The sequence below is a fragment of the Flavobacterium sp. IB48 genome (genome assembly GCF_016405855.1).
In the GTDB taxonomy this organism is placed as follows: Bacteria; Bacteroidota; Bacteroidia; order Flavobacteriales; family Flavobacteriaceae; genus Flavobacterium; species Flavobacterium ginsengisoli.
Map to the genome: position 1 here is coordinate 1,155,136 of NZ_JAEFCA010000001.1, position 13,243 is coordinate 1,168,378.

The 13,243-nt window shown below is 35.5% G+C and carries 10 protein-coding genes; 6 read left to right on the forward strand and 4 right to left on the reverse strand.

What is annotated here, in order from left to right; all coding sequences use genetic code 11:
* Window positions 1–6: 6 nt before the first annotated feature.
* Both JC605_RS04980 and JC605_RS04985 read right to left on the reverse strand, forming a co-directional pair.
* Window positions 7–1,875, reverse strand: a complete 1,869-nt coding sequence (locus JC605_RS04980) for an Nramp family divalent metal transporter (RefSeq protein ID WP_198855136.1) — start codon at window positions 1,873–1,875, stop codon at window positions 7–9.
* 74 nt (window positions 1,876–1,949) lie between these two features.
* Window positions 1,950–2,342 carry a Fur family transcriptional regulator gene (locus JC605_RS04985; protein ID WP_198855137.1) on the reverse strand — a complete coding sequence of 131 codons (393 nt, stop codon included), beginning with the start codon at window positions 2,340–2,342 and terminating at the stop codon, window positions 1,950–1,952.
* 93 nt (window positions 2,343–2,435) lie between these two features.
* Between JC605_RS04985 and JC605_RS04990 the strand changes: the two genes are divergently transcribed.
* From JC605_RS04990 to JC605_RS05015, 6 genes are all read left to right on the forward strand, one after another.
* Complete coding sequence (locus JC605_RS04990) at window positions 2,436–2,789, forward strand: MerC domain-containing protein (RefSeq protein WP_198855138.1); 354 nt, start codon at window positions 2,436–2,438, stop codon at window positions 2,787–2,789.
* Window positions 2,790–2,799: 10 nt separating this feature from the next.
* Window positions 2,800–3,711: an NAD(P)/FAD-dependent oxidoreductase gene (locus JC605_RS04995; RefSeq protein ID WP_198855139.1), complete on the forward strand. Its 912-nt coding sequence runs from the start codon at window positions 2,800–2,802 to the stop codon at window positions 3,709–3,711.
* A gap of 185 nt (window positions 3,712–3,896) precedes the next feature.
* Window positions 3,897–6,149, forward strand: coding sequence for a TonB-dependent receptor (locus JC605_RS05000; protein ID WP_198855140.1), 2,253 nt, complete (start codon window positions 3,897–3,899; stop codon window positions 6,147–6,149).
* A gap of 174 nt (window positions 6,150–6,323) precedes the next feature.
* Window positions 6,324–6,788 carry a thioredoxin fold domain-containing protein gene (locus JC605_RS05005; protein ID WP_198855141.1) on the forward strand — a complete coding sequence of 155 codons (465 nt, stop codon included), beginning with the start codon at window positions 6,324–6,326 and terminating at the stop codon, window positions 6,786–6,788.
* An 18-nt stretch (window positions 6,789–6,806) separates the two neighbouring features.
* Complete coding sequence (locus JC605_RS05010; RefSeq protein WP_198855142.1) at window positions 6,807–7,967, forward strand: lycopene cyclase family protein; 1,161 nt, start codon at window positions 6,807–6,809, stop codon at window positions 7,965–7,967.
* 153 nt (window positions 7,968–8,120) lie between these two features.
* Window positions 8,121–8,531, forward strand: coding sequence for a BrxA/BrxB family bacilliredoxin (locus JC605_RS05015; RefSeq protein ID WP_111284876.1), 411 nt, complete (start codon window positions 8,121–8,123; stop codon window positions 8,529–8,531).
* A gap of 167 nt (window positions 8,532–8,698) precedes the next feature.
* On the opposite strand, the gene JC605_RS05020 is transcribed toward JC605_RS05015, so the two are convergent.
* Together JC605_RS05020 and JC605_RS05025 are read right to left on the reverse strand one after the other, a co-directional pair.
* Window positions 8,699–10,066 (reverse strand): efflux transporter outer membrane subunit, encoded by a 1,368-nt coding sequence (locus tag JC605_RS05020; RefSeq protein WP_198855143.1) that lies wholly within the window; start codon window positions 10,064–10,066, stop codon window positions 8,699–8,701.
* A complete protein-coding gene (locus JC605_RS05025; protein ID WP_198855144.1) occupies window positions 10,059–13,232 on the reverse strand; it encodes an efflux RND transporter permease subunit in 3,174 nt (1,057 codons plus the stop codon). Before JC605_RS05025 ends, JC605_RS05020 begins: the two co-directional genes overlap by 8 nt.
* Window positions 13,233–13,243: the final 11 nt, after the last annotated feature.

Below are 13,243 nucleotides of genomic sequence, written 5' to 3' on the forward strand. Positions count from 1 at the left end.
GAAACTTTATTTAACAATCAACAAAGGTATCGAAATTTTATGTCTCAATTTATCTACTGTTGTGCCGAAAAGAATATCTTTCAATCCAGTGTGGCCGTGGGTTCCCATGACTAGAATATCGAAACTTCCTTCGTTTATAATTTTCGGAATTACGTTGTTTGGTTTTCCAAATCCAAGTTCGGTTTTAATTTTGAACCCTTTTTCGGAAAGCATTTCTTTATATTTTAATAATAATTTTTCGTCGATTGTAGTTTCATGATCGTGAATATTAACACCATACATTAAAGCACCAACGGTTTCTACAATGTGAATGAGCGTATATTCGGTGTCAATGCCACCCAATTCAAAGGCTTTGTTTAAAGCTACTTCGTCTGCACTTGAGAAATCTACTGAAATAGCAATATTTTGAATGCTCTGACTTTGTTTAGGCGAAAAATGAAGATTAAGCTTATGCGGTGAATGGTTTATTGTTTTTGATTTGAATTTGGCAATAAATGGTTTGAAAATGATATATAATAATAACGCCGAGAATCCAAAAGCCAAAGGAACAACAGTAAGCCAGAGAATTGTTGGATGATCGGAGCTTGCTAACCATGAAGTGATTTCGTCATAAACCAATTTCGCATTCAGAGAAACAATAATCGAAGCAATAATCCAAGAAACAACCTGAGTGGTTCTAGAAATATGAAAACCATTCATTTTAGATTTATCGCTCACAAAGTGAATCAGCGGAATAATGGCAAATCCCAATTGTAAACTCAAAATCACCTGACTTAGAATTAAGAGCTTTCCCGTGACGCTTTCGCCATAAATTAAAATTACGATTACAGCAGGAATAATAGCAATTAAACGCGTTATGATTCTACGAACCCAAGGTTGAATTCTAAAATGCAGATAACCTTCCATTACGATTTGACCGGCTAATGTTCCTGTTACCGTCGAACTTTGTCCAGCAGCGATTAAGGCGACAGCAAATAAAACGGGTGCCCATTTGGTTCCTAACAACGGTTCAAGAAATTGATGCGCGTCTTGAATTTCTGCGACTTCAAACATTCCGTTTTTATGGAAAGTGGCTGCGGCAAGAATTAAAATGGCAGCATTTACGAAGAAAGCAAGATTTAAAGCTATGGTTGAATCGATTAAATTGTATTTTAAAGCTTGTTTGATTCCCGCTGGCGTTCTGTCAAATTTTCTTGTTTGTACTAAGGACGAATGCAAGTACAAGTTGTGAGGCATTACAGTTGCTCCGATAATTCCGATCGCAATATATAAAGCTGCAGAGTTTGGAATTGAAGGAATAAGTCCTTCGAAAATCTTATGAACTTCAGGTTCTGCAAAAATCATTTCAAAAATGAAAGAGAAGCCAATAATCGCCACTAAAGCAATAATGAATGCTTCCATCTTGCGAATTCCTTTATTGATTAGAAAAAGCAATAAAAAGGTGTCTAAAACGGTAATGAGAACGGCTTCGAGTAACGGAATTCCGAAAAGAAGATTAATTCCTATCGCCATTCCAAGAACTTCGGCAAGATCACAGGCTGCAATTGCAATTTCAGCAAGAAAATATAAAATGTAATTAATGTATTTGGAATAGGTTTCTCGAGAGGCTTGCGCAAGGTCGCGCTGAGTTACAATTCCGAGACGGGCGCTCAAACTCTGCAAGAGCAAAGCCATTAAGTTGCTCATTAATAAAACCCAAACTAAAGTGTAGCCAAATTGGCTTCCGCCGGCAATATCTGTCGCCCAGTTTCCCGGATCCATATAACCAACGCTTACTAAATATGCAGGGCCTAAGAAGGCTAAAATTTTTCTAAAACCTTTTTTTTTGTTTTCGGTAGAAACCGATTCATGGACTTCTTCTAAAGATTTAGTCATTGTAAAAGTATTGTTTTCACAAATATAGAGAAAAATTATATTCGCGAAACAATATTTTTAGACAAGTCTAAAAGTTAAATGTTAGAATTTAAACAATTCGGGCATAATCCAGATAACGTAAAATTGATTTCGTTAACTTTATAATTGTGTGGCATAATATAACTCGGTTTTACACTTTCAAGACAAGTTATCTCATGACAATTCTCACAGCTAAAATGAGCATGGTTATGAATATGTACGCGCTGATGCGAATGATTGCATTTGGCATATTTTACGGTTCCGTCTAGATTCGAAATTTTATGAATAACATCTTCATTAACTAATCGATCTAGAATTCTGTAAATGGTTACGCGATCGCATAAATCATTTAATTGTTTTTGAATTTCGGTATGCGAAAGAGCGGTCTTAGATTTCTCAAAAACTTCTAAAACGGCTGTCTTTGCTGCGGTATTACGTGTAGTTTTCATTTTTTACGGAATTAAAAATTAAATGCAACTTGGTTGCAATTAATAAAATTGTATATATTTGCAACAAAATTGCATTAAGCAAAAGTACACATAATGAAGAAAATAAGCACATCCTTTTACGATATTTTAGGAATTTCGAGCGCAACCATTTGTTTGGTTCATTGCTTGATTTTTCCTCTTTTAACGATTCTTCCTTTAGGTTTGAGTCACAACCCAATTATAGATTTACTATTTGCTTCGATAGGTTTATTTGCAATTCTCAAAATTATAAAAAAATCAGCTCTTTTGGTATCGTCCATTTTAGTTGTTTCAATGGCCCTAATTTGGATTAGTATTTTGACAGAACTCTTTTTCGAAATTCATCTTGATTTGATCTATTTTGGCGGAATTGGAATGATCATCGGGCACTTAATCAATTATAAATTACATAAAAAACAAAATCATTAAAAATAGAAATATGGAACAGAAGCATTTTGAAGTGATTATTGTTGGCGGCAGTTATAGCGGATTGTCTGCAGCAATGAGTTTAGGGCGTTCTTTGCGTCAGGTTTTGGTTATTGATAGCGGTTTGCCTTGCAACAGACAAACACCGCATTCTCATAATTTTATTACACAAGACGGTGAGAAACCAGCAGTTATTTCGGCGAAAGCCAAACTGCAAGTTGACATTTATAAAACCGTTCAATTTTATAATGGATTGGCTGTACAAGTTATTAAAACAGAAAACGGTTTCGAAATCACGACCGAATCTGGCAATATTTTTACTTCGAGAAAAATATTGTTTGCAACTGGAGTTAGAGATTTGCTTCCAGAAATTGAAGGTTTTGCTCCATGCTGGGGAATTTCGGTTTTGCATTGTCCATATTGTCATGGTTATGAAGTTAAAAATGAAAAAACGGCCATTATTGCCAATGGAGAAATGGGGTACGAATATGCCAAACTGATTTCAAACTGGACAAAAGACCTTCGCTTGTGTACTAATGGAAAATCAGAACTGACTGCAGAACAAACAAAAACTCTTAAAAATCATGGTGTTCTAATTTTAGAAGAAGAAATAGATTCTTTAGAACATAATGATGGCTATGTTTCAAACATCATTTTCAAAAATGGAGAAAAAGTTGAGGTAAAAGCTATTTATGCGAGACCGCCATTTGAACAGCATTGTCCTATCCCCGAAACTTTAGGATGTGATAGCAGCGAACAAGGATTACTGAAAGTAGATGCCATGCAGAAAACTAATATTTCTGGCGTTTTTGCAAGTGGCGATTGCACAACGCAAATGCGATCTGTAGCAATTGCGGTTTCTACGGGCTCTTTTGCTGGAGCGGTGATTAATAAAGAACTTATTGACGAAGATTTTAGTCAATAGAAAAGAATGTTAAACCACATAAGTTATATAAGTTCATTTTAGCACTAACTTAAATTAGCTTATATAACTTATATGGTTTAAAAAAATATAACATCTTGAATTCAATCAGTTTGAAATTTTTTGTTTTAAGAATAAATATTTGTCAAATTTAATTTTTAGTTTTGTCTAAATTTAATTTTATAATAATGAAATATTTATTTTTGACAATATTAATAATTTCAGCTAAAAGCCTTTATTCCCAAAATATATCAGGAAAAATAGCAACATCAATTCCTGTTAGTCAAGAAATTAAAGTTAGTTTGTTAAATACAAACTTTAAAGCTCAAACAGATTCTTTAGGAATTTATCATCTTCAAGATATTCCAAAAGGAACTTATAAAATACATGTAACCTCTGCAGGATTTAAACCGATAACCCAAAAGATTTTAGTTTTAGAAAATGAAAGTTTGAATTTAGATTTTGAATTAGAAGAAGATCAAAATGAATTGAACGAAGTTGTCGTTTCTGGAACTTTAAAACCTGTAAAACGATTGGAAAGCGCCGTTCCGGTTGAGGTTTATTCACCAACATTCTTCAAGAAAAACCCAACGCCAAGTATTTACGATGCGCTTCAAAACATAAATGGCGTTCGTCCGCAGTTAAATTGTGGTGTTTGCAATACGGGAGATATTCACATAAACGGATTGGAAGGCCCATACACTTTAGTAATGATTGACGGAATGCCAATAGTGAGTAGCCTTTCGACGGTTTATGGTTTGTCGGGAATTCCGAATTCTTTAGTCGAACGAATTGAAATTGTAAAAGGTCCAGCGTCGTCGCTTTACGGAAGTGAAGCCGTTGGAGGTCTGATTAATATTATTACAAAAAATCCAACGACAGCACCGACTTTTTCAGCCGATTATTTTACAACTTCTTATTTTGAAAGCAATCTCGATTTGGGAACGAAATTTAATGTCGGTAAAAAAGCGACTTCTCTTATTGGATTAAATTACTTCAATTACGATCAGGTTATTGATAAAGACAAAGACAATTTTACCGATGTAACGCTTTCTGAACGTATCTCGGTTTTTAATAAATGGAGTTTTAAGCGAAATTACAATCGCCTTTTTACGATTGCAGCGCGCGGAATGTATGAAGATCGTTGGGGCGGAGACATTCGTTGGGAAAAGAAATATCGAGGTGGTGATGAAATCTATGGCGAAAGCATTTATACTAAAAGAGCCGAATTAATTGGAAGTTACCAATTGCCATTTGAAGAAAAACTAATGCTTTCGTTCTCAGGAAATGTGCATTATCAGGATAGCCGCTACGGAACAACTTCTTATATCGCCAATCAGAAAATTGGATTTTTGCAATTGACTTGGGATAAAAAAATTGGAAGAAATGATTTATTAGCAGGAATTGCAAGTCGATACACCTATTATGATGATAATACACCAGCAACAAAAGATCCAGAAAACAGTTGGCTTCCTGGAATTTTTGTTCAAGACGAAATTACCTTTTCTCCAAAAAGTCAGGTTTTGCTAGGAATGCGTTACGATTACAACTCAATTCACGGATCTATTCTTACACCAAGATTTGCTTACAGATTTAAGGCAAACGAAAACACCATTTTTAGATTAAATGCAGGAACTGGGTTTCGTGTTGTGAATTTGTTTACCGAAGATCATGCTGCTTTAACAGGTTCTAGAGATGTTATTATTAAAAATGATTTGAAACCAGAAAAATCTGTAAATGTGAATTTAAATTACATTCAGAAAATCAATTTTGGGAATGGAACGTTTATGGGGATTGAGACGACTGCTTTTTACACGAGATTTAGCAATAAGATTATATCAGATTATGAAACAAATCCAAATGAGATTATTTACGACAATATTGACGGTTATGCGATAAGCCAAGGAATTAGTACAAATGTGGATCTTAACCTTCCGTCGGGGTTAAAATTTATTGTCGGAGCAACGGTTTTAGATAATAAAAATGTCGAGAACGGAATTTCAGAAAGACCGTATTTGACGGAGAATTTTACAGGAACTTGGAGTATTTCGTATAAAATTCAGCCTTGGAACTTGTCGATGGATTATACTGGAAATGTTTACAGTCCGATGAAATTGCCGTTGTTGAGTGAAACCGATCCAAGAAGCCCGAAATCCCCTTGGTATAGTATTCAAAATATTCAGTTTACCTATTCGGGTTGGAAAGATTTTGAAGTTTATGGCGGAATCAAAAACCTGCTTAACTTTACTCCAAAACAAAATAATCCGTTTTTGATTTCAAGAACAAATGATCCTTTTGATAAAAATGTGCAATACGATTCTACAGGAAAAATTCTAGTTACGCCAGATAATCCGTATGGTTTGACATTTGACACGACTTATGTTTACGGGCAGAACCAAACAATTCGCGGATTTTTAGGATTGAGATATACTTTTAGATGATTTTTTATAGCCACAGATTTCACAGATTTAAAGGATTTTTTACTTATTTTGATTGCATTTGTCAGGCTGAGCGAAGTCGAAGCCCCTTTCCAATTGGCGCGCCCTTTGACTTCGCTTAGCATGAAAAAGTAAAATCCGTTTAATCCTTCTAATCTGTGGCAAAAAAACAAAAAAATGAAAAAGCTATTTTTCTTCATAATTCTTTTTGGAATAACTTCAACAGGATTTTGCCAATTAAAAAGCAGAACTTTTGAAGAAATAGATAGCTTGCAACGAATTCAAAAACGAAAAATCATTGTTTTCATTCATACCGATTGGTGTCAGTTTTGCCAGCGAATGAAGGCTACAGCTTTTAAAGATCAAGAAATTATAGAAAAACTAAACTCCGATTTCTATTTCATTGATTTCAATGCTGAAGAAAAACGAAATATTACGTTTGCTAATCATATTTTCAAGTATCAGCCTTCAGGAAATAATGTTGGCGTTCATGAACTGGCCTTAGAATTGGGGAGAATAAACAACCAAATGTCATATCCCATTTTATGTGTTCTGAATGACAAGAATGAGATTGTCTTTCAGTACAACAATTATTTAGCATTAAAAGACTTTAAACTGTTATTAGAAAATCTAGAAAAGTAAATTTTCTTATTTTTGAGAATGAATTCTTCGCAAATCCGACATTTCGACTACATCTTTACAGGAACAGGACTCGCATCTTTGATGACTGTTTACAAAATGATTTTGTCTGGAAAGTTCTCCGATAAATCGATTTTACTTCTTGATCAGGATTCAAAGAAAATCAATGACAGAACTTGGTGTTTTTGGGAAAAAGAAGCTTCTATTTGGAATCCGATTATTTCAAAAAAATGGAATTCAGCTCTTTTTGCTAATCAAGATTTTAATCGCCATTTGGCTCTAAAGCCTTATCAATACAATCAAATTAAAGCAATTGATTTTTATAATTTTGTTTTTACGGCACTTTCCCAATATTCAAATATTACTTTTTTAAACGAAAAGGTAACTGACATTAATGAACTCGAAACGCATGTTTTTGTTGGTACTGAAGAAAACCGATACACAGGTAATTATCTTTTAAATAGCATTTATACTAAGGCTTTCGCCGAAAGGCAAAACAAATATCCTGTTTTGCAACAGCATTTTGTGGGTTGGTTTGTGAAATCAAAAGAAGAAGTTTTCAATCCAGAAGAAGTCACTTTCATGGATTTTTCGGTAGAACAGAAAGGGAATACGCGATTTATGTATGTTCTGCCAACTTCAAAAACCGAAGCTTTGGTTGAGTATACTTTGTTTTCTGAAAACTTGCTTGCCAAAGAGGAGTACGAAAATGAGATTAAGATCTACTTGCAAAAGCTTGGAGCGTATCAATATGAAATTACAGAAAAAGAGCACGGAAGTATTCCGATGACGTGTTATCCGTTTTGGAAAAAAAATACTAAAAGAGTACTTAATATTGGAACTGCGGGCGGCTGGACAAAAGCCAGTACAGGTTATACTTTTAAAAACTCGGATAAAAAATCTTCCGATTTGGTGGAGTTTATTCAAAGCAACGATTTTAAAATGAAGAACTTTCAAGGAAAGTCTAAGTTTTGGTTTTACGATTTATTGCTTTTAGATATTCTTTATCGACATAACGAATTGGGAAGTTCTATTTTTTCATCATTGTTTAGAAAAGGAAATCCCGAACTGATTTTTAAGTTTTTAGATGAAGAAACAAATCTTTTTGAAGATCTTCAAGTGATTCTAAAATGCCCGAAAGTGCCATTTATAAAGGCTTTATTTAAAGTTGTTTTTAAATAAAAACAGACAGAATTTAGGCTTTCAACTTTATGCTTTTTCAACTTTCAAGTAAATCGATTGAACTATAACAAAACTTTATACTTCAAATTAACTAGTTGCGAGTAAACTTTGTAACTTTGCAGTTCAAAAAGTACAATTTAAAAGACAAAAAATATGTATCCACTAGACATGGTAAAACCAATGGAAGCTGAATTAACAGCTGCAGGTTTTCAAGATTTACATAGTGCTGAAGCTGTTGAGAATGCTATCAAAGCTGAAGGTACCACTTTAGTTGTTGTAAACTCTGTTTGCGGGTGCGCTGCAAGAAATGCACGTCCGGGAGCAAAAATGAGTTTGGATAATGCTAAAAAACCAGATCATTTAATTACTGTTTTTGCAGGTGTAGACAAAGAAGCTGTTGATGCTGCAAGACAACACATGTTCCCATTCCCTCCATCTTCGCCATCTATGGCTTTGTTTAAAAACGGAGAATTGGTTCACATGTTAGAGCGTCACCACATTGAAGGACGCCCAGCTGAATTAATTGCTGAGAATTTACAGGATGCGTTTAACGAGTTCTGTTAATTCTAAAGATACTAAGTTGCTAAGATTCTGAGATACTAAGTTTAGGATTGAAGTGACAATGATTTAAAAACAAAAAGCACTATGAAAATAGTGCTTTTTGTTTTTTATGCGTTTCAGTTCAAAAAACTTAGAATCTTAGCAACTTAGAATCTCAGAACCTCAGAACCTTAGAGGTTCCATCCTCCACCAAGTGCTTTGTACAATTCAACCATTGAACTTAATTGTCTTTCAGATAATTGCGCTAGACTTAACTGTGCATTGAAAAGGTTGGTTTCTACATCTAAAACTTCTAAGTAAGAAACGTAACCGCTGTCATATCTTTCGTGAGATAGTTTAAAGTTTATCAAAGCCGCTTGAACTTGTCTATTGCGGGCTTTCCATTCTTCTTGATAAGTTCTAACGTTTTGTATTGATTGTTCTACTTCAGAAACAGCACCAATATAGGTTTGTTGATAAAGAAATTTGAACTGTTCTGCTTGTTGTCTGTTTATTTCAACTCTTCTTTTGTTTTTTCCGAAAGCGAATATTGGCCCTGCAATTCCACCAGAAGCATTTTGCATATAAGAGCTTCCTAGAAATAGATTACTTAAATCTGCACTGGCAAATCCGGCAATTGCTGCAAGATTAATAGATGGAAAACGCATTGCCTGAGCTACACCAATTCTTTCGTTCGCTGCAGCATATCTTAATTCGGCCGCTTTGACATCGGGTCTGTTTTCTAATAAGGCAGACGGAATTGACAATGGAATTTTGCTCACGATTTGCAATTCGGTATTGCTTTTTCCTCTCGGAATTTCAGTAGGTAGCTGACCTGTAAGCAATGCAATTGCATTTTCTTGATAGGTTATTTGTCTTTCAATGTTAGGAATTGCAGCTTCGGCAATGGCCACCTGCTGTTCAATCTGTACTTTATCAACTTCAGAGATGTAACCTTTTTCAAATCTCTCACTTATAATTTGATAGTACTTCTCTCTTGTTTCAAGAGTATGTTTGGTTATTTCCAGCTGATCATCAAAATTTCGCATCTGAAAATACGCTATTGCAATATTGGCAACGATATCAGACAATATTACTTTACGAGCTTCTTCTGTAGCTAAAAGTTCATCTTTGACAGCATTGTTTTCATGGCGAAATTTCCCCCAGAAGTCAAGTTCCCAAGACATACTTGCTCCAGCGGTCGATGGAGTAATGTATTTCTTGTTGCTGTTTATAGTAGCTCCATATTGAAAAGCCGGAAACAAATCGGCTTTGGAATACCCTAATTCAGCACGAAACTGTTCAATTCTTGAAACTGCAATTTTTAAATCGTAATTATTCTCAAGACCTTTTTGAATAAGACCTTTTAAAACATCATCATTAAACAAATCAAACCATTTTAAGTTGGTTACCGAAGCGAGACTGTCTAAATTTCTTTCGTTTTTATAAGAATCTGATTTTAACTGCTCAGGTTTTTTATATTTTGGTCCGACCATACATCCCACCGGAAGTAAGGAAACAACCAATACAATAACGATTATTTTATATCTCTTACTCATGGTCTGTAGTATTTGATTCTACATTTTTTTCTCCTTCTACGATTGTTTCCTCTTTCTTATGTCCAATTCTTTCAATCATAACAAATAGACCTGGTACAATTAATACCCCTAAAACGGTGGCGATCAACATACCGCTAAATACGGCCATTCCCATTACAATACGAGCTTGAGAACCAGCACCTGTAGCGGTTAATAACGGCACAACTCCAAGAATAAAAGCAAAAGCAGTCATCAGAATCGGGCGAAAACGAAGTCTTGCCGCATACATTGCCGATTCGTAAAGCGGTTTCCCTCTTTCGTATTCTTCTTTGGCAAACTCAACAATAAGAATGGCGTTTTTTGCCACTAATCCGATAAGTAAAACGAGTCCGATTTGGGCAAAAACGTTGTTGACATAAGCATCACTTCCAAATCTTGCCAAAAGAAGTCCTAAAAAGGCTCCAAATACTGCAAAAGGCGCTCCAAGAAGTACACTAAATGGCAGCTTCCAACTTTCGTATTGCGCGGCTAGAATTAAGAATACAAAGACTAACGCCATGATGAATACAGAAGAACCTCCAGGCGAATGCTTTTCCTGATACGATAAGTTGATGTAATCGAAACTCATGTCTGCAGGTAAGGTTTGTTTGGCGACTTCTTCTAGTGCAGTTAAAGCTTGCGAGCTACTATAACCATCATTTGGACTTCCTCCAATTTCTGCAGATCTAAATAAGTTTAAACGATTCGTAAAATCGGGGCCAGATACTTTAGTCGCCGTAACCAATGTCGAAACGGGAAGCATATCTCCTTTATTGTTTTTTACATAAATCAGGTTTAGGTCTTCTGGTTTTACACGATTAACAGCTTCTCCCTGTACATAAACTTTATATTGACGACCAAATCGGTTAAAATCATTCACATAACTTCCTCCCAAAAAGGCACCGAGCGCTTCGGTAACTTTAGAAACTGGTATTCCTAATTTCATGGCTTTATCATTGTCGATATCCAATTTAATTTGCGGTGTACCAGCATTAAAAGTGGTGTAAATTCGTTTAATCTCAGGACGTTGCTGCGCGGCGGCAATAAATTTTTGTGTTTGTTCTGCTAAATATTGCGGTGTATTTCCTCCTCGGTCTTGCAGCATCAAACTAAATCCGGCAGAAGCACCCAGACCCTGAATTGCTGGCGGGCCAAATGAAAAACAAGTCGCAGTTGTAATTTGAGTGGCCAGTTTTTTATTGAATCGGTCTACAAACTGTTTAGCCGTTTCTGCTCTGTCTTCCCAAGGTTTTAGGGAAATAAAAATAAAAGCGTTATTTGGCTGATAAGAGTTTGTAAGCATACTAAATCCGTTTATCGTGGTATAGGATAAAATAGATTTTTCTTCTTTAAGGAAACTATCTACTTTTTTCGATATTTCATCTGTACGCTGTAATGATGATGCAGGCGGCAAAGCAATATTTACTAAAACATATCCCTGATCTTCCTCAGGAATAAATCCTACAGGAATCTTTTTGCCTAAAAGCACAATTGAAACAAGAATGACAGCTAGTAAAACAACAATACGCATTGCTTTTTTGGCGAAAAATGTTGCTCCACCAATATATTTTCCTGTAACATTTTCGAAAACCTTATTAAACCAAGTAAAGAATTTAGCAAGCCATCCTTTTTGCTGATCAATAGGTTTTGTGGGTTTTAATAGCATGGCACAAAGCGCAGGACTTAAAGACAAAGCGCTAAATGCAGAAAAGGCGACCGAGACGGCAATGGTTATGGCAAATTGCTGATAAAAACGTCCCGTAATTCCGGGTGTCATTGCTACTGGAATAAAAACGGCACATAGAATTAATGCAATCGCTATTACTGGTCCCGAAACCTCTTTCATTGCTTGAACTGTGGCCTCTTTAGGAGTTTTTCCATGCTCAATATGATGTATCACGGCTTCTACAACCACAATCGCATCATCGACTACGATACCAATTGCGAGTACTAATCCTAAAAGGGAAAGGGTATTGATCGAAAATCCTAACATTGGGAAAACGGCAATGGTACCAATAAGCGAAACGGGAACGGTAATTAACGGAATTAAAGTAGCGCGCCAATTTTGAAGGAATATAAATACTACTATAATAACCAATATAATAGCTTCAAAAAGAGTGTGAACAATATCATCAACCCCTGCAGTAATAGCAAGTGTTGTATCTAAAGATTCTTGGTATTCGATGTCTTGCGGAAATCTTTCAGACAATTGTTTCATGGTGGCTTTTGCAATTTCTGCCACCTCGAGAGCATTACTTCCTGGCATTTGGTACATAGCAATAACAGCACTTGGAGAACTGTTTCTTCTGGCTGTTGAGCTGTAATTTTCGGTTCCTAATTCGATTCGGGCAATATCGGCAAGTAAAACCTGTGCTCCATCTTCTTTACTTCGAACTACGATGTTTCCAAATTCTTTTTCGGTTACCAAGCGGTCTTGAAGTGTTACACCATATGTGAATTCAGTATTGGGAGGTGCTGGTTCAGCTCCAAATTTTCCTCCCGGACTAATCATGTTTTGTGCATTAAGCGCATTTTTTACATCTTCAACAGTCACGCCGAGTTTACTCATCATGTCAGCTTTTAGCCAAATACGCATTGAGTAATCACTACCTCCAAAAAGTGCAACTTCTCCAACCCCTTTGATACGAGCCAGCTGGTCAACAACATTGATACTTGCGTAGTTATTTAAAAATTTAGCATCGTATTTCGGATTAGTAGATGTAATGGTAAACAACATCATTGGAAACGAAAGTGATTTTTTTACCACAACACCCTGTTGTTTTACACTTGATGGCATAAAGGGAGCAGACTGGTTTTGTCTGTTTTGCGTAAGCATATTAGCGTTGTCCAGATTGGTTCCTACGTCAAAAGTTACCTCGATAGTACAAGCACCATCAGAAGTGTTGATCGATTTCATGTACAACATGTTTTCAACACCGTTTACCTTTTGCTCAATTGGAGTTGCAACTGCTTGTTCAACATTCAGCGCATTTGCTCCAGTAAAAGAAGTGGTAATTTTTACAACTGGCGGATTAATATCCGGATATTGCGAAATAGGTGTTTTTTGTAATGCCAGTAATCCAAGTATCACAATAATAATACTAATTACAATGGCAACAATTGGTCTTCGGACGAAAAATTCTCCCATAATAGTATGTG